This window comes from Hymenobacter guriensis (assembly GCF_015773195.1).
In the GTDB taxonomy this organism is placed as follows: Bacteria; Bacteroidota; Bacteroidia; order Cytophagales; family Hymenobacteraceae; genus Hymenobacter; species Hymenobacter guriensis.
In genome coordinates this window covers 36,007-53,391 of sequence record NZ_JADWYK010000016.1, presented here as the reverse complement: position 1 = coordinate 53,391, position 17,385 = coordinate 36,007, and the positions used below count along the sequence as shown (strand labels likewise).

General features: G+C 61.7%; 12 protein-coding genes. 11 read left to right on the top strand and 1 reads right to left on the bottom strand.

Going from position 1 to position 17,385, the window contains the following annotated elements; genetic code table 11:
- Positions 1 to 37 precede the first annotated feature (37 nt).
- The 7 genes from I5L79_RS19625 to I5L79_RS19595 all read left to right on the top strand — a co-directional run bounded on the left by I5L79_RS19625 (position 38) and on the right by I5L79_RS19595 (position 10,034).
- Positions 38 to 2,203, top strand: a complete 2,166-nt coding sequence (locus tag I5L79_RS19625) for a heavy metal translocating P-type ATPase (RefSeq protein ID WP_196956779.1) — start codon at positions 38 to 40, stop codon at positions 2,201 to 2,203.
- Between the two features lie 37 nt (positions 2,204 to 2,240).
- Positions 2,241 to 3,623, top strand: coding sequence for an NAD-dependent succinate-semialdehyde dehydrogenase (locus I5L79_RS19620; protein ID WP_196956778.1), 1,383 nt, complete (start codon positions 2,241 to 2,243; stop codon positions 3,621 to 3,623).
- 105 nt (positions 3,624 to 3,728) lie between these two features.
- The gene (locus I5L79_RS19615; protein WP_196956777.1) at positions 3,729 to 4,298 is read left to right on the top strand and encodes a hypothetical protein; all 570 of its coding nucleotides are present in this window, start codon (positions 3,729 to 3,731) and stop codon (positions 4,296 to 4,298) included.
- A 355-nt stretch (positions 4,299 to 4,653) separates the two neighbouring features.
- Complete coding sequence (locus tag I5L79_RS19610; RefSeq protein WP_196956776.1) at positions 4,654 to 5,949, top strand: DUF2231 domain-containing protein; 1,296 nt, start codon at positions 4,654 to 4,656, stop codon at positions 5,947 to 5,949.
- Positions 5,950 to 5,955: 6 nt separating this feature from the next.
- Positions 5,956 to 8,442, top strand: a complete 2,487-nt coding sequence (locus I5L79_RS19605; protein ID WP_196956775.1) for a multicopper oxidase domain-containing protein — start codon at positions 5,956 to 5,958, stop codon at positions 8,440 to 8,442.
- A 164-nt stretch (positions 8,443 to 8,606) separates the two neighbouring features.
- A complete protein-coding gene (locus I5L79_RS19600) occupies positions 8,607 to 9,545 on the top strand; it encodes a bestrophin family protein (protein WP_196956774.1) in 939 nt (312 codons plus the stop codon).
- A 246-nt stretch (positions 9,546 to 9,791) separates the two neighbouring features.
- Positions 9,792 to 10,034: a hypothetical protein gene (locus tag I5L79_RS19595; RefSeq protein ID WP_196956773.1), complete on the top strand. Its 243-nt coding sequence runs from the start codon at positions 9,792 to 9,794 to the stop codon at positions 10,032 to 10,034.
- Between the two features lie 29 nt (positions 10,035 to 10,063).
- Here the strand turns inward: I5L79_RS19595 and I5L79_RS19590 are convergent, their stop codons facing one another.
- Positions 10,064 to 10,990 (bottom strand): toxin-antitoxin system YwqK family antitoxin, encoded by a 927-nt coding sequence (locus I5L79_RS19590; RefSeq protein WP_196956772.1) that lies wholly within the window; start codon positions 10,988 to 10,990, stop codon positions 10,064 to 10,066.
- A 227-nt stretch (positions 10,991 to 11,217) separates the two neighbouring features.
- On the opposite strand from I5L79_RS19590, the gene I5L79_RS19585 reads away from it, so the two are divergent.
- The 4 genes from I5L79_RS19585 (at position 11,218) to I5L79_RS19570 (ending at position 17,367) form a co-directional block, all read left to right on the top strand.
- Positions 11,218 to 12,366: a DUF4856 domain-containing protein gene (locus I5L79_RS19585; protein ID WP_196956771.1), complete on the top strand. Its 1,149-nt coding sequence runs from the start codon at positions 11,218 to 11,220 to the stop codon at positions 12,364 to 12,366.
- A 96-nt stretch (positions 12,367 to 12,462) separates the two neighbouring features.
- A complete protein-coding gene (locus I5L79_RS19580) occupies positions 12,463 to 13,575 on the top strand; it encodes an imelysin family protein (protein ID WP_196956770.1) in 1,113 nt (370 codons plus the stop codon).
- Positions 13,575 to 14,936, top strand: coding sequence for an HTTM domain-containing protein (locus I5L79_RS19575; RefSeq protein WP_196956769.1), 1,362 nt, complete (start codon positions 13,575 to 13,577; stop codon positions 14,934 to 14,936). Before I5L79_RS19580 ends, I5L79_RS19575 begins: the two co-directional genes overlap by 1 nt.
- Positions 14,917 to 17,367, top strand: a complete 2,451-nt coding sequence (locus I5L79_RS19570) for a TonB-dependent receptor (RefSeq protein WP_196956768.1) — start codon at positions 14,917 to 14,919, stop codon at positions 17,365 to 17,367. Before I5L79_RS19575 ends, I5L79_RS19570 begins: the two co-directional genes overlap by 20 nt.
- Positions 17,368 to 17,385 lie beyond the last annotated feature (18 nt).

Below are 17,385 nucleotides of genomic sequence, written 5' to 3'. Positions count from 1 at the left end.
CCCCTGTTTATATCCCAATCCCCTTATCCACTGCATCATGGCGCACGAACACGAGCCGGCTACGGCCCATTCACCTCTCCCTACCGTCCCCACCGGCAAATCACCGGCCGGGCAGCAGGCGTTGCAACACCTTGGCCACGACGAGCCCGGGGGGCCCGCTGCCGTTCCGGCCCGGCCGGCAACGACGGACTCCGCCCCCCAGCCACTGGACCACGGCAGCATGGACCATAGCAAGATGGACCACAGTAAAATGGGTGGGCACGACCACGGGGCCATGATTGCTGACTTCCTGCGCCGGTTCTGGATATGTCTGGCCCTGTCGGTGCCCGTAGTTGCCGGGTCCATGATGTTTCAGGACCTGGTGGGGTACCGCCTCGCCCTTCCCTACGGCACTCCGGTGCTATTGGGGCTGGCGTCGGTCATTTACCTCTACGGGGGCTGGCCGTTTCTCAGCGGCACGGTGGGTGAGCTGCGCAGCTGGAAGCCGGGCATGATGACCCTGGTGGCCGTGGCCATCTCCGTGGCCTACGGCTACAGCGTGGCCGTAACCCTGGGCTGGCTGCAAGGGATGGACCTGTTTCTGGAGCTGGCCACCCTGATTGACATCATGCTGCTCGGGCACTACCTCGAGATGCGCTCCGTGGCCGGGGCTTCCAAGGCGCTGGAGCTGCTGGTGCAGTTGCTGCCCGCCGACGCCCATAAGAAAGAGGGCACTGCCATTCTTGAGGTAAAAGTCACGGCCCTGGTGGTCGGCGACGTGGTGCTGGTGCGGCCCGGCGAGCGTATTCCCACCGACGGCGAGGTCGTAGACGGCAGCAGCGCCGTGAACGAGAGCATGCTCACGGGCGAAAGTGTGCCCGTGCAGAAGGCCGCCGGCGGCAAGGTCATCGCCGGGGCCGTAAACGGCGAAGGGGCGCTCAGCGTCCGCGTCACGCACCAGGGCGCCGACAGCTACCTGAGCAAGGTGGTGAAGATGGTGAGTGAGGCCCAGAACACCAAGTCGCACACCCAGACCCTGGCCGACCGCGCCGCCGGCTGGCTCACGCTCGTGTCGCTCGCGGGCGGCCTCGGCACGCTGGCCGTATGGCTGTGGATGGGCAAGGGCGCGGCCTTTGCCATCGAGCGCATGGTCACGGTCATGGTCACGGCCTGTCCCCACGCGCTGGGTGTGGCCATTCCGCTGGTGGTGGCCATCTCTACGGCCATTTCGGCCCGCAAGGGCTTGCTCATTCGCAATCGCACGGCGTTCGAGGAAGCGCGCAAAATCACGGCCATGGTGTTCGACAAAACCGGCACCCTCACCGAAGGGGCGTTCGGCGTGACCCGCGTCAGTGTGCTGGCCCCCGGCCTCGACGAGGCCACCCTCCTGGCCCTGACGGCGGCCCTGGAACAGCAGTCGCAGCACCCCATTGCCCAGGGCATCGTGCGCGAGGCCCTCCAGCGGAAACTGGCCCTGCCTGCCATCCAGGACTTCCAATCCATTACGGGAAAAGGCGTTTCCGCCACCGTCGACGGCCGGCCCGTGGTCGTGGCCAGCCCCGGCTACCTGAACGAGCAGCACATTGTCCTGCCTGCGGAGGCCACCAGCAACGGGACCGAAACCGTGGTCTTCGTACTGCGCGATGGCCAGCTGGCGGGCTATGTGGCCCTGGCCGACCGTATCCGGGCCGACTCCAAAGAGGCCGTCCACCGTTTGCAGGCCCAGGGCATCAAGGTGTACATGGCCACCGGCGACAACCAGCAAGTGGCCGACGCCGTGGCCAAAGAGCTGGGCTTGGACGGCGTGTACGCCCAGGTGCTGCCCGACCAAAAAGTAAAAATTGTGCAGGACTTGCAGGCCCAGGGCCAGTTCGTGGCCATGACGGGCGATGGGGTGAACGACGCGCCCGCCCTGGCCCAGGCCAACGTGGGCATCGCCGTGGGCTCGGGCACCGACATCGCGGCCGAAACCGCCGATATCATTCTCGTCAACAGCAAGCCCACCGACATCACCAACCTGGTGGAGTTCGGCCAAGCTACGTACCGCAAAATGATACAGAACCTGTTCTGGGCCACGGGCTACAACATTATCGCCCTTCCGCTGGCGGCCGGGGTGCTGTACCCGCACTTCGTGCTCAGCCCGGCCATGGGCGCGGTGCTTATGAGCGCCAGCACGGTCATCGTGGCCCTGAACGCGCAGCTGCTGCGCCGCTCACTGAAGTAGAACCTGTTTTCCCAACCAAATTTCCAGAACCCCCATCATGCCCATTCAAACCATCAATCCGAACACCAACCAGACGGTCAAATCTTTCGAGGAAATGACGGACCAGGCCGTGGATGCGGCCGTGGCTCAGGCCGTCACCGCTTTTGCCAGCTGGAAAAAAACCACATACCCGGAGCGGGCTGCCCTGCTGCACCGCGTGGCGGACCTGATGCGGGCACAAAAAGCAGCGCTGGCCACCACCATCACGCTGGAAATGGGCAAGCTCATCGCGCAGGCGGAAGGCGAAATCGAGCTGAGCGCGGACATCCTGGATTACTACGCCGACCACGGGGCGCAGTTCCTGGCCGACAAGCCTTTGGAGCCCGAATACGGCGAGGCGTTCGTGCGCCACAGCCCGGTGGGCGTGTTGCTGGGAATCGAGCCCTGGAACTTCCCCTTCTACCAGGTAGCCCGGTTTGCGGCGCCCAACCTCATGGTGGGCAATACCGTGTTAATCAAGCACGCTTCCAACGTCCCGCAGTGCGCCCAGGCCCTGGAAGCATTGTTTGCGGAAGCTGGAGCGCCCGCCGGCCTCTACACCAACCTGCTGCTCTCCGGCAAACGCGCCTCGGCCCTGGTTGCGGACAAACGCATCAAAGGCGTCTCGCTGACCGGCAGCGAAGACGCCGGGGCCAGCGTGGCGGCTGAAGCCGGCAAGTACCTGAAAAAGTCGGTGCTCGAACTAGGGGGCAGCGACGCCTTTATCATCCTGGAAGATGCCGACCTGGACAAAACGGTGGAATGGGCCGTGGTGGGCCGCATGAATAACAACGGCCAGTGCTGCGTGGCCTCGAAGCGCTTCATTGCCGTCGAAAGCATTGCCGATGCGTTCCTGGCTAAGTTCAAGGACAAGCTGGCGCACCTCAAAGTAGGCGACCCCATGGACCGGACCATGGAGCTGGGCCCGCTGAGCAGCGAGGCGGCGGCCGTACAGCTGGCCGACCAGGTACAGCGCTCCGTGGTGGCCGGCGCTACCGTGGTGCTAGGCGGCCAGCGGCTCGACCGGCCGGGCGCTTTTATGGCGCCCACCATTCTCACGGACCTGAAGCCCGGCATTCCGGCCTACCACGAGGAGCTGTTTGGCCCGGTAGCGTCCTTTTACCGGGTTAAGGATGAGCAGGCGGCCATTGATTTGGCCAACGACTCCACGTTTGGCTTGGGTGGGTCGGTGTTCACGCAGGACGAGGCGCGGGGCCAGCGGGTAGCCGACCAACTGGACACGGGCATGGTGTTCATCAATCACCCCACCTGGACCCAGGCGGATTTGCCCTTTGGCGGCACCAAACGCTCGGGCTACGGCCGGGAGCTGTCGGAGCTGGGCATCAGCGAGTTTGTGAACAAGAAGCTGATTCGGGTCAGTGCGCTCACCGACCCGTTCTAGCCCCACTCCACTCAACCAGATGGACCATGATAGCAGGGCCACTCCAGTTAGTGGATTCACCCTACTGGTCCATTTAGGCATTCAATCAGCCTCTAGTTGCCTAGTATGAATTTAGTAGCAAAACGCAGGAAACGCCCCAGAAACTGGCTCCTCGCGGTATTGGTAAGCCCTTCGGCGCTTCAGGCGCAAACGCCGGCCCCGGCCGCCCCACCGGAATATTTCTTTAACGCCGGCGTGTTTTTCTCGCCCGCCATGAAAACCGGCTACTTCAATCCGGCATTGGATGTAGAAGCAGGTTTCTGGAAAATGAATCGGAAGAACTTCTTCGCCTGGGGAGCTTCCGCAGAAGTGTGGGAATTCGCCAGCGTGGAGTACATGAATGGCAACCCACTGATTAAGAATAACACGGACGGGTTTATCAACCTTAATTCCATGTTCTTTTTTCACAACCCGATTATTACCCCCTACGTGGCCCCGTCCGTTTCCTTTGCTACCGATTTTGAAAACAGTGGGGTGGCGGGTGGGGTGGCTTTTGGCTTAAACCACCAGACGAGCGACCGATTGCAAACCTTCGTGCAAGTCAAGTACGCCAAGTTTACTTCTAAGCTTGACTATTTAGACATGCGCTTTTACATGGTGGGGCTGTCTTTGAAATTAGCTGATTATACCAAGTGACCCAGTCTATGCTGGTCTGGGTAAGGGGGCCCCGCTCGTGAACTGCTGGAGCGCCAGTGCAACGGGCAAAACGGTATTAGGCCAAAGAGCTGCTGCGCGCAACGGCCTTTTGGCCTAACCCCGTTGTGGCCCTCCTGCATGGCGAATTGGTTTTAGGACAACCTTTCGCCTTAATCTCTCATGAGATAGTGGAAATTATGTAATCAGGCCACCTAATAGCAGCAAACATTAGGGGTAGCACTTGGCGTAAAGAAACGATGGGGGCTGGTTAGCCTTGTCCCATTACAGGGCGGTGCTTGTAAGGAGCATGAAAGGCCACCATCGGCCCCTAAAATCCGCCCATACTGGTCACTCTATGTTTGAAGATTTTCCCAACCTGCACCCGCTGGTGGTGCACCTACCCATCGTTCTGATTTTGCTGGCCGCCGCGCTGCAGGCAGTGCTGGTATTTAAGGATTGGCCGCAGGTGCGCTGGATTGCGCTGGTGGTGATGACCGGCGGCTTTGCCGGGGCGGTGGCCGCCAGCACCGTATTCCACGCCATGCCCATGGGCTTACCGCCCAAAGCCGCGGCCGTTTTCGCGGAGCATGAGCAGTTTGCGAGCTATACTACCTGGCTCTCGGGCATCACGCTGCTGCTGGCCGGCATCGGGTTTTACTTTAAGGTGCAGCGCCGGGCCTACGAAGTGCTGGTGCTCGTGGCGGCGGTGGCGGCGGCGGGCGCGCTGTCGGTGGCCGGGCACCGCGGGGCGCAGCTGGTGTACGTGGAAGGCGTCGGTCCCAAGGGCAACCTGCTCGACGAAAGCCACGGCCACGGCGACAGTGAGGCAATGCAGAACATGGACATGAACATGGACGCCCCCGATGCCGGCGCGCACGACGAAGCAGCAGGGCAAACCGAGCAGGGGCACGGCCAAAAGCCCGGGCACAATGACGATGGCCACGACAAGGCGGCTAAGCCGGCCGGCGGCCAAGCACCCGGCATGAAAGGTATGGACATGAGCGGTTCCGCCCCTAAAAAAGGCAATACCGCCACTCCCTCCGGCGCCATGGGCGACATGCAAATGCCAGCTTCCCAGCGAGGCAACTCCAACAAGCCGTCCGGGCAGGCAGGCACCATGCAGGACATGCCCGGTATGAACATGCCCGCCGAGAAGACCCGGCCGTCAATGCCCGCAGGAATGGACATGCGCCGGCCGGCCGGCAAAAAGCAGATGGAGGCAATGTCGGGCATGGAAGGCATGGATAATATGCCTGGTATGGACCGGCAACCAGCCAGGGCTAAAAAACCTGCAAAAGCCCCGGCTTCGATGGAGGGGATGGAAGGCATGGGCAACATGGCAGATATGCCCGGCATGAACATGAATAAGAAATCCTCGGGCGCCCGGAAGCCGGCCTCAAACAAGGCCGGGATGAATAACATGAGCGACATGCCGGGCATGAAGAAAGGTCAGGACCCATCCGGCATGGGCGATATGAAGGGCATGGATAGGAAGGGTGGCGCCGATATGAAAGGCATGGAGGGCATGAAGGGCATGAAGGGAATGGGCGACAGCAAGGCCATGCCCGGCATGGCGATGCCCAGCCCGATGGACAAGTTCCGCTTCCAGGACAACAACCCCGCCTTGAACCAACCCAAGAAGGACAACTAGCAACTGATGAGACTATCGATAATATTCCCTCTGCTGCTACTGGCGGTGCAGGCTTGGGCACAAACTCCGCAGCACTCGGCCATGCCCAAGCGCAAGGACGCCAACGGTACGGTTTCCATTCCGCCCGCCAAGGAATTGACGGGGCACGTGGTAGAGCCCCGCGCGAACTACGCGGGCAAACGCGTGGAGTACGACCTGTACGTAGACGAGCGCCAGGTCAACTACACCGGCAAAACGCGGGTCGGCATTGCCATCAACGGTCAGATTCCGGCGCCTACGCTGCGCTTTAACGAGGGCGACACGGCCGTCATTCGGGTGCACAACCAGATGCACATGGAAACCTCAATTCACTGGCACGGCCTGCTGCTGCCCAACGAGCAGGACGGCGTGCCCTACCTCAACACGGCCCCCGTTGAGCCGGGCGGTACGCACACGTTCGTGTTTCCGCTGCGGCAGAGCGGCACCTACTGGTACCACTCCCACACCATGCTGCAGGAGCAAAACGGCCTGTACGGCTCCATTGTCATTCAGCCCCGGCAGATTCAGTACCAGCTCAAGGAGTACGTGCTGGTGCTCTCCGACTGGACCGACCACAACCCCAAGGAGGTGCTGCGCTACCTCAAGCGCACCGGCGAGTGGTTTGCCGTGCAGAAAGGAGCCACCCAAAGCTACGGGGAGGCCCTGGCCGCCGGCTACTTCAAGGACAAGGTGAAGCAGGAGTGGGGCCGCATGCCGGCCATGGACCTGACGGACATCTACTATAACAAATTCCTCACCAACGGCCAAGAGAAGGGCTACTTCAAGGATGCCAAGCCCGGGGAAGTGGTGCGCCTGCGCGTCATCAACGGCAGCGCCTCCTCGTACTTTTTCCTGCAGTACGCCGGCGGCCCCATGCAAGTCATCGCCGCCGACGGCATCAACGTGGAGCCCTTTCCGATTAACAAGCTCGAAATAGCCACGGCCGAAACCTACGACCTGCTGGTCACGGTGCCCGAGATGGGCGCCGCCGAGTTCCGGGCCACGGCCAACGACATCACGGGCTATACCTCAACGTTCATCGGTGATGGCGAGGCGATGAAAGCCCCGGACCTGCCCCGCATCAACTACTTTCAGATGATGCGCGAGATGGGCAGCATGGGCAACATGAGCGGCATGGACATGGGCGGCAGCGGCATGACCAAGCAGCAAGGCGGCGGCATGGAAGGCATGGACATGAAGGGCGGTTCCGATATGAAGGGCATGGACATGAAGGGGAATTCCAACATGAAGGGAATGGATATGAAAGGCGCCCCGGCCGAAAAGGGTCAGCAGGGCGGCACGGATGGGAAGGGCATGAACATGCAAAACGGCACCGCGCCCGCCAGCACGGCCCCCTCGCCCGAGAACCGGCCCATGAACATGCAGGAAAAAGCCGGCAAAAGCATGGGCAGCATGCAGGACATGGGCGGCATGAGTGGGATGAGCGGCATGTCGGGCATGGGCGGTATGAGCGGCGACTTTAACTACAACCAGCTGCGGGCGCTGAACCCGACGACCCTGGATTCCACGAAGCAATGGCGCGAAATCAAGCTCACCCTGACGGGCAACATGCTGCGCTACGTCTGGTCGTTCGACAACAAGACCCTCTCCGAGGCCGACAAAATCCCCATCCGCAAGGGGGAAAACGTGCGCATGACCTTCGTGAACACCACCATGATGCGCCACCCGCTGCACCTGCACGGGCACTTTTTCCGACTCGTGAACGCCCAGGGTGCTTACTCCCCCATGAAGCACACCTTCGATATCCAGTCCATGGGCACCGTGACCATCGAGTTCGACGCCAACGAAGACCAGGACTGGTTTTTCCACTGCCACATCCTCTACCACATGATGGCCGGCATGGCCCGCGTCATCAGCTACGAGGCCAGCCCGCAGAACGAGTACGGCAAGACCGACTACAAAGTGCTTAAAAAGGAAGACAACGCCATCTACCCGTGGGCTGACTTGTCCGTGCACTCCCAGGGAGCTTTTCTGGAAGCCAACCTGTCTAACAATCGCAACGCGCTGGAATTTGAGGGCCGGGTGAACTACAAGGGCAACTACGAAACCGAAACCCACCTGCTGCGCTACCTCGACAATCGACAGTTCCTGTCGGTGTTCGTCGGCTACGACTTCCGCGACAACAAAACCCTGCGCGGGGAGGAGAGCACCAGCGGGAATAACCGAACGCCGCGCAACAACGTCAACTTCCGCCGGCAAGCCGAAATCGGAGCTTACTACCTGCTGCCCCTGCTGGTCCGGGCCGAATTGCGCACCGACCTGACTGGGCAGGTGCGCCTGCGCCTCGAACGCCGGGACCTGCCCCTGAGCAACAACGTGTTCATGGACATCAGTGGCAATACCGATAAGGAATTCACCATCGGCTTCCGCTACATGGTCAACAAGTACGCCTCGCTCAGCACCAATTACGACAACCAATACGGCTGGGGCGCGGGCCTCACGTTCCACTACTAGGACCCGGCGCAACTAGGAATAGCACCGCTTATCCGGCGCACCAGCCGAGGGGCAAGCACCGTTGCGGTTGAGCCGCGGGGGCCGCAAGCTTGTGTCTTTGGGCGTGGAATAGGGTCGACCACGCAAAGCCGCCGCGCCACTGGCCCGACCATTATTTCCTTCGCATGTACGTTCGCAAGCACATTCACTGGCGCGTCATCTGGGCCTATTCCTGGAAAGACGTGCTGATTTTCCTAGTTTATGATACGGCCGTAGCGGTGCTGTACGGCCCGCTGCACTGGCACTGGCTCGACGTGCCCTGGCAACTGGTCAGCATCGTGGGCGTGGCCGTGTCGTTTTACGTAGGCTTCAAAAACAGCAGCTCCTACAACCGCTTCACGGAGGCCCGGCAGCTGTGGGGCGGCATCGTTAACCGCAGCCGCAGCTGGACCATGCTGGTGCTGGGCCATACGCAACCGCCCGCGCGGGTTGCATCGACCCCGGAGCGGGTCGCGTTTCAGCGCCAGCTGGTGTACCGGCAGCTCGCCTGGACCAACGCCCTGCGCCTGCACCCGCGCCGCCAGCCGGACTTATGGGCCGCGGAGGTCGCCCCGCTGCTGGCCCCGGATGAAGCCGCCCGGCTTCAGGCCACGGCCAATCCGCCCGCGCAGCTGTTGCTGCTGCAAACCCTGGCGCTTCGCGATGCGGATGGCCTGTTCAGCGAGCTGCAACTTCGCACACTTTTCGAAGAACTGCGGGAGCTGACCAACCTGCAGGGCGGCTGCGAGCGGATAAAGAATACGCCTTTCCCCCGGCAGTATGCCTTTTCCAGCGTGGTGTTTGTGTGGCTCTTCATTGCCTTGCTGCCGCTGGGCCTGGTAGGGGAGTTTGAGAAGCTCGGCCACGGCCACTATTGGCTTACGATACCCTTTTCGGTGCTCGTCTCCTGGGTGTTTGCCACCATCGAGCTGGTGGGGCACATCAGCGAGGACCCATTTGAGCACCAGATGAACGACGTACCCATGTCGGCGCTGTGCCGCTCGATTGAAATCGACCTACGCCAGATGTTAGGCGAAACGAACCTGCCCACCAAGCTGGAGCCGGTGCGGGGCGTGCTTTACTAAGCACGGCACTACGGACGGGAGCTGAGGGCTACCGCAGAGTTGGGCTATTAACTAACGAAGCAGTGGCGCTTACACAATAGGGCGCTACCCTTGCATAGTTTCCTGACGGGCAACTGTTTGCCCCTTCTAATTCGAGTGAAATAGTAACCCTGCTTACCGTTGTTACGCGCCAAATCGCCCATGCTTGGCGGTTGACAAGGCGCGAACGTCATCATACCGCCGGAGTCATATTAATTCGCTTCCTTAATGCACAGCCACGATATTGACCGCCTCCTGCAGCAACTCGCCGAAAAATACGCCAAATCCCCCGAATTGGAGATAGAAGCGGGCTGGCAGAAGTTGGCCGCCCGCCTCGACCAAACGACCGAGCAAAGTGATACCGCAATAGCTAAACGGCACTGCGTGGACCGACCCGGCCCCCACGGCGGCCTGGCGGCTGTTCGTTCTACCCTCTCTCTGTCCGGCTCACCAACGGAAGCGGCGGTTTAAACGCACGTAAGTGCAAAATAACCTCAGCCTTACTGGCAGGCCTGCACCAGGGCTTGTACGCTCAGCGTGGCCGTGGCGTCGGTGGTATAGTTGTCGTTGTTCACGCACACGTACAGGCGGCGGATGCCGGCCGGCAAGGCAATGGGCCGGGTTTCCTGGGGCGTGTTCAGCGCCGCCCGCAGACAGGTATTCTCGTTGCTGATGGTGCCCTTGGTGTCCAAAAACTGCTGGGCCGAGGCGGCATCGGGCGTGATGTACCAGTGGCACTTCGTGCTGACCGTGGGGGGAGCGTTGTTGCCTTGCTTGTTCAGGGCTGTGGCCGCCGTGCCTAGCAGCGCCGGGGCCGCGGCGCCTCCGCTACCGGCCACCGCGGCTACGGCCAGCGCCGTTGACCAGGAGATTGGGGGCTGGCCTTCGTCGCGAACATCCAGCTTATAGACGATGCCGACCGTGCCCGCCGGAATGTCCACCGTAAACACCTTCCGGCTGGTGTGTAGGCAGTTGCTGCAGTGAAGAGTGGCGGTGCTCAAGGGCAGCGCCTCCTGCAAGAGGGACGTGCACTTGATTTCGCGGCCGTCGTCGCGCCAGCTCCGAAAGTCCGCTTGCTGCACGCCGTTTACATAGGTGCCGCGAAAGCTCACCTGGCCGTTCTCGTGCCAGCCGCAGCATAGCCCGTTGGGCTTGTCGGGAGCTTCGCTGGCCAATTTGCCCTCCCACTGCTTCTTCCACGACGGGTAAAAATAGTCCCGGACGGTGCCCACCGTTTTGCCTGCGGCATCGTGGCGGGCAACCCGTGCGTAGTTGACCTCCTCCAGCGTTTCGGTGCGCTCCCAGTCGCGGTCGAAATACACGGTGTCGGCCGGCGGGAGGCTGACGGCCGCTGGCTTTGGCCGCTGGGCCAGCGCGGGAAGGGAGGTAAGCAGCAGCAAGATATACAGCGTGTAGCGTTTGGCCATAAAAGCAGAGTGTAGGGTAGAGGGGGAATTGCGCAGGGTAAAGGTAAAGCCTTGCCAGCAGCCACCAAACCCAGCTGATTGGCTCCACGATTTGCCAAACAATTACATATAGCTTGAATGCTTATTTAGAACCCTTACAAAAAAAATTCGCCCTTATTTGGAATAATTACAAATAAGCTCAATACCTTTGGGGCATCAATCCACTGTCTCTCGTTAACCCTGTTCCCATGACGTTTAAGTACGTTCCCGCCGCGCTGCTGGCCTTGACTGTTGCCTTGAGCTCCTGCGACAAAAATGACACGGAGTCTACGCCGGCCCTGCGCACCAAGATGGATGCCAGCACGCTGACCGCTACTTCCAAGTACACGGAATCATTCAAAGATGCCAGCGGCCAGTCGACGGTGGATTTGACCACGTCGAACCAGCGCCTGGACATGTTCTCGGAGCTGAATTCTTACATGGCCTTGGTAGCCGTGGCGGCCCCCGCCACACCTGCTACGCTTGATGTAGCTAAGTTGAATGGTCTATATGCCAACACTGGTGGCTTCTTCACAGGGGCCGGATTGAACGCTTCCGGCCTATCGTTGCGCGCAACAACTGCCGTCTCGTTTAGCGGCACTAACGCCGAACTGGAGCGTCGTTACATTGACCAAAAGCTTGCTCAGTTGGCTACGGCCAGCCAGTCGGTAAACAACGTGGCTACGCCCGGCTCGGCCGGCCGCCTGGGCCGCTTCCTGGTGGATGGCAACGGCATCGAGGTGAACCAGGTCATTGCCAAAGCCCTGATTGGCGCCCTGCTGCTCGACCAGATTGACAACGTGCTGCTGACCGACAACGCCCTGAAAGCCAACAACAGCAAAGTGGTAGAAGGCAAAGCCTACTCTGAGCTGGAGCACAACTGGGATTTGGCCTACGGTTTCCTGACCAGCAACGCCATCATGACCACGGACATCAACCTGACGCCCCGCGAGCGGTTCCTGGCCAGCTACCTGAACGAGAAAAACCCCACGGCTTCGCCGGCTGTCTACATGGCCTTTCTGAAGGGCCGCGCGGCCATCGTGAACAACGACGCGGCAGGCGTGAAAACCCAGGCCGACCTCATCCGCACCGAGCTGGAGAAAACTATTGCCCTGGCTGCGGTGTCTTACCTGAGCAACTGGAAGTCGGCTTCGACGCTGGACGTGAAAGCCCACGCGTTGGGGGAAGGCCTCGGCTTCGTGTACTCGCTGCGCTTCTGCACCAAATACGGCGCCGACGCCACGTTCTCCGACAACCTGCTCACGGGCCTGACGTCGGGCACCAACGGCACCTGGAGCCTGACCAACGCCCGGGCCGACGTGGCCATCAACGCCATCAAGGCCAAGTTTAGCATTTAACCCCTTTTGGCCCGCGCCCTCCGCGGACCCCAGGCCAACGAATCAGGCAGCTCCGGCTGCGTGGTTTGTTGGCCTTCGCCACGAAAAATTGCCCCGATGAAAAAGACCGTTTTGTTTGCTTTGCTGCTGCTTTTCACGGCGGTCGGCATCTTCAGCTGCCAAAAGAACACGGGGGAGGACACGCCCGCCCCGGACACGTCGCTGGACCGCAAAGCCCTGCTCACGCAGTGGGCCGACAGTCTGGTGAAGCCCGGCTACCAGCGCTTCAACGACAAGCTGGTGGTGCTGAAAGCCAAGACCACGGCCTTCACGGCGGCGCCCACCACGGCCACGCTGCTGGACGCGCGCCAGGCCTGGCAGGCCGCCTACCTGGAGTGGCAGAAAGTGGAGCTGTTTGAATTCGGCCCGGCCGAGTCGGTGAGTTTGCGCAACCACTTCAACATCTACCCGGCCGACGTAACGGGCATCAACCGCAATATCACCACCGGCACTTATGACTTCGAGGTGGCCACGGCCATTCCCCAGCAGGGCTTCCCCACGCTGGACTACTTGCTCAACGGCGTGGCCAGCAGTGACGCGGCCATTGTGCAGCAGTACGTAACCTCGGCTGGCCATCGCCGCTACCTCACCGACGTGGTGGCCAAGATGGACCAGACCTTCGGCACAGTGTACAGTCAGTGGAACGGCTCCTACCGCGACACATTCATCAACAACGCCGGCACCGACGCCAGCTCGTCGCTCTCGCGGGTCATCAACGCTTACTCCCTCTACTTTGAGCGCTACCTGCGCGCCGGCAAGGTGGGCATCCCGGCCGGCACCATGACTGGCGTAGCCCGTCCCGAGAAGATTGAAGCCTATTACCTGAAAGGCGCGCTGCCGCTGCAGCTGGCCACCACAGCCCACGCCACGGTGCAGCAGTTCTTCAACGGCCGCCCGGGCCGGCCTTCGCTGAAAAGCTACCTGGATGCGCTGGGCGCCAAGGACAGCCGCTCGGGCCAGAGCCTGACCAGCATCGTCAACACCCAGTTCGGCGTGTCCGCCCAACAGCTCAGCTCCCTGGGCCCGGACCTGTACACGACCATCACGGCCCGCAACGCCGACGCCGTCGCATCTTACAACGAGATGCAAAAGGCCGTGCGCCTGATTAAGGTGGACATGACCTCGGCGCTGGGCATCACGGTGACCTACGTCGATAACGACGGCGACTAATGGGGCAGGGGCTCCGGCGCTACTTGCAGGCTACAACTTCTGCCGCACCATTGGCCACGTTCCGCGTGGCCTTTGGCGTTTTGGTACTGGCCAGCGTGGTGCGCTTCTGGGCCAAGGGCTGGATTGCGGAGTTGTATTTGAAGCCAAAGTTTTTCTTCTCGTATTACGGGTTTGAATGGGTGAAGCCCCTGGGGCCCTACACCTACGGGCTGTTCGTGCTGTGCGGGCTGTGCGCCTTGCTGCTGGCTTTGGGCTGGTGGTACCGCACGGCCGCCGCGGGCTTGTTTGTGAGCTTCACTTACATCGAGCTCATGGACAAAAGCACTTACCTCAACCACTACTACTTTGTGAGTCTGGCGGCTTTTCTGCTGGTGCTGCTTCCCGCCGGGCGCTATTTCTCCATAGATGCCTGGCTGAACCCGGCCCGTTGGTGCAACGAGGTGCCACGCTGGACGGTAGACGCGCTGCGCCTGCTCATGGGCATCGTGTACTGCTACGCGGGCCTGGCCAAGCTCAACTCCGACTGGCTCCTGCACGCCATGCCGCTGCGCATCTGGCTGCCGGCCAAAAACGACTTGCCCCTCATCGGCCCGCTGCTGAGCCAGGTGTGGGTGGCTTACGCCTTCAGCTGGTTCGGGGCCTTTTACGACCTGACGGTGCCTTTCTTCCTGTTGAACCACCGCACCCGGGCCTGGGCCTACGCCACCGTGGTAGTGTTTCACGTGCTGACGGCCGTACTCTTTCCCATCGGCATGTTCCCCTACGTGATGATGGTGGCCGCCCTGATTTTCTTCCCCGCAGAGGCTCATGAGCGGTTTCTTGACCGGCTGCGCGGCTGGTGGAGTACGACTCAGGCGGCCAGACCGTCACAGCCGCTGGTGTACGCCCCGCGCGCCCGACAGGCCTTGCTGCTCGTGCTGGGCGTGTTTTTCGTGGTGCAGCTGGTGCTGCCCTTTCGCTACCTGCTCTACCCGCACGAGCTGTTCTGGACCGAAGAGGGCTACCGCTTTTCCTGGCGGGTGATGCTGATGGAAAAGATGGGCCAGGTGCAGTTCAAGGTCGTGGACTCGGCTACCGGCCGGGCCCGGCTCGTGAACAACTATGAGCACCTGAGCGTGCTGCAGGAAAAGATGATGAGCACCCAGCCCGACATGCTGGTGCAGTTTGCCCATTACCTGCGCAATTACTACGCCCAGCGTGGCGTGTACAACCCGAAAGTTTACGCCGATGCCTACGTGAGCCTGAACGGGCGCCTGGGCAAAAGCTTCATTGACCCCACCGTGGATTTGGCCCGCGTTTCCGATGACCTGCGGCCCAAGGCCTGGATTTTACCCTTTGACGATGAGATTTCCGGTTTATAGCGTTGCCCTGGCAGTGAGTGTGCTGTCTTCGTTCACGGCCGTGGCCCAACAGACCCGCCTGCAGGGCCGGGTGCGCGAAACCGATACCGGCCAGCCCGTGGTGGGCTGTGAGGTGTACGTGCGCGGCTCCCGCCAGATTGCCCGCACCGACTCGGCCGGTCTGTTTACCATTGCGAAACTCCCCGCCGGACGCCAGCAGCTGCAGTTTTCCTCCATCGGGCACGAACCGCTGAAGACCGAAGTGGACGTGCCGGCGGACGGCAGCCTCGTAGACTTTACGCTGGCGCGCCGGGAGCGGCAGCTCAAGGAAGTGGTGGTGGCCGCCCCGCAGGGCCGCTTTGGGCCGCAGCGCCTGCGCGAGGTGGAAGGCACGGCCATCTTCGCGGCCAAGAAGTCCGATGTCATCGTGCCCGACAACCTGGTGGCCAACCTGGCCACCAACAACGCTCGGCAGGTGTACGCACGGGTGGCGGGGCTCAACATCTGGGAAAGCGACCAGGGCGGCCTGCAGCTGAGCATCGGCGGCCGGGGCCTCGACCCCAACCGCACCAGCAACTTCAACGTGCGGCAGAACAACTACGACATCTCGGCCGATGCGCTGGGCTACCCGGAGAGCTACTATACGCCGCCCGTGGAGGCCATCAAGCGCATTCAGCTCGTGCGCGGGGCAGCCTCACTGCAGTACGGCACGCAGTTCGGCGGTTTGCTCAACTTCGAGCTGCGCGCCCCGGAGCCCGACAAAACCGTGTCGGTGGTATCGCGGCAGACGGTGGGCTCCTACGGCTTTTTCAACTCCTTTAACAGCGTCAGCGGCACTATTAAGAAGCTCAGCTATTATGCTTTCGCCCAGTACAAGCAGGGCGACGGCTGGCGTCCCAACTCCCACTTCGATTCCAAGACGGCCTACGCCGACGTACGCTACCAGTTCACGGAGAATTTCAAAGTCGGCGCCCAGGTCACCCACATGGACTACCTGGCCCAGCAGCCCGGCGGCCTCAGCGACGCGCAGTTTGCCCAGAATGCCCGTCAGAGCAACCGCGAACGGAACTGGTTTGCCGTGGACTGGAACCTGTTCAACGTCTCGGCCGACTGGAAGCTCAGCCCCCAATCCAACCTCAACGTGCTGGCCTTCGGGCTGCGGGCCACCCGCAAGTCTCTGGGCTTTCGGCCCAACCAAGTGGAGCTGCCCGACAAAGACTTCTACCTGCGCGACCTCATCACCGGGGAGTTTCGCAACTATGGCGTGGAGGCCCGCTACTTGAACCGCTACCAGCTGGGCCGCAAAAGCGGCGTGCTGCTGCTGGGCACTCGCTACTACAACGGCTACAACCACAGCGTGCAGGGCTTTGGCCCCACGGGCCGGGGGGCCGACTTCCGCTTCGTGGGCCCGGAAGGGGTGACATTTGCCGACGGCTTCTCGGACTTTAAGTTTCCCAACCAAAACATGGCGGTGTTCGCCGAAAACATCTTCTACCTGAGCGATAAGGTGTCGGTAACGCCCGGCCTGCGCTACGAGTACATCCGCACCACCTCGCAGGGCACCTACGGCACCGTGATTCGTGATAATGCTGGCAATATTGACGCCATCACGCAGTCTAGTGAGCAGCGCCTGAGCCCGCGCGGCTTTGTGATTGGCGGCCTTGGCGTGAGCTATAAGCCAGTGGAAACGCGGGAGCTCTACGGCAACATCTCGCAGAACTACCGCTCCATCACGTTCTCGGACATGCGCATTGCCAACCCCTCGGCCGTCATCGACCCCAATTTGCAGGACGAGCGCGGCTACTCGGCTGACCTGGGCCTGCGCGGCGAGCAGGGGCAGTGGCTGACCTACGACGTGAGCTTGTTTGCCCTGCAGTACGGCAACCGCATCGGCGAAGTGCAGACCTACAACGCCGCCGACCGGGTGCTGCGCCGCCGCAGCAACGTGGGCCGGGCCCTGATTCTGGGCGTGGAGTCCTACGCCGAAGTGGACCTGCTGCGGGCCCTGCACCCCACGGCCGAGCCCGGCCGCTGGTCGCTGGCCACCTTCGGCAACCTGGCCCTGATTCGGGGGCGCTACACGCAAAGCGACATTGCGGGCGTAAAAGGCAACCCGGTCGAGTTCGTGCCCGATGTCAACCTCAAGGCTGGCACCCGCGTGGGTTTTGGCCCGTTCAAAGGGTCGGTGCAGGCCACCTACCTGTCGAAGCAGTATACCGACGCCACCAAAGCCGAGCTGGGCGGCGTATCGGCGGTTGTGGGCCGCATTCCCGCCTATACGGTGCTTGATGCCTCGGTTTCCTGGGAGCGGCGCTGGCTCAAGCTCGAAGGCAGCGTCAACAACCTCGCCAACGCCGTCTACTTCACCCGCCGCGCCACCGGCTACCCCGGCCCCGGCATCCTGCCCTCCGACGGCCGCAGCTTCTTTCTGACCGTGGCCGTGAAGTGGTAAACGGTATCTTCGAGGGGG

Coding starts and splice junctions, on each gene's coding strand:
- I5L79_RS19625 (WP_196956779.1), top strand. CDS start 38: ATGGCGCACGAACACGAGCCGGCTACGGCCCATTCACCTCTCCCTACC.
- I5L79_RS19590 (WP_196956772.1), bottom strand. CDS start 10,990: ATGGCCAAACGCTACACGCTGTATATCTTGCTGCTGCTTACCTCCCTT.
- I5L79_RS19615 (WP_196956777.1), top strand. CDS start 3,729: ATGAATTTAGTAGCAAAACGCAGGAAACGCCCCAGAAACTGGCTCCTC.
- I5L79_RS19585 (WP_196956771.1), top strand. CDS start 11,218: ATGACGTTTAAGTACGTTCCCGCCGCGCTGCTGGCCTTGACTGTTGCC.
- I5L79_RS19610 (WP_196956776.1), top strand. CDS start 4,654: ATGTTTGAAGATTTTCCCAACCTGCACCCGCTGGTGGTGCACCTACCC.
- I5L79_RS19600 (WP_196956774.1), top strand. CDS start 8,607: ATGTACGTTCGCAAGCACATTCACTGGCGCGTCATCTGGGCCTATTCC.
- I5L79_RS19620 (WP_196956778.1), top strand. CDS start 2,241: ATGCCCATTCAAACCATCAATCCGAACACCAACCAGACGGTCAAATCT.
- I5L79_RS19575 (WP_196956769.1), top strand. CDS start 13,575: ATGGGGCAGGGGCTCCGGCGCTACTTGCAGGCTACAACTTCTGCCGCA.
- I5L79_RS19580 (WP_196956770.1), top strand. CDS start 12,463: ATGAAAAAGACCGTTTTGTTTGCTTTGCTGCTGCTTTTCACGGCGGTC.
- I5L79_RS19605 (WP_196956775.1), top strand. CDS start 5,956: ATGAGACTATCGATAATATTCCCTCTGCTGCTACTGGCGGTGCAGGCT.
- I5L79_RS19570 (WP_196956768.1), top strand. CDS start 14,917: ATGAGATTTCCGGTTTATAGCGTTGCCCTGGCAGTGAGTGTGCTGTCT.
- I5L79_RS19595 (WP_196956773.1), top strand. CDS start 9,792: ATGCACAGCCACGATATTGACCGCCTCCTGCAGCAACTCGCCGAAAAA.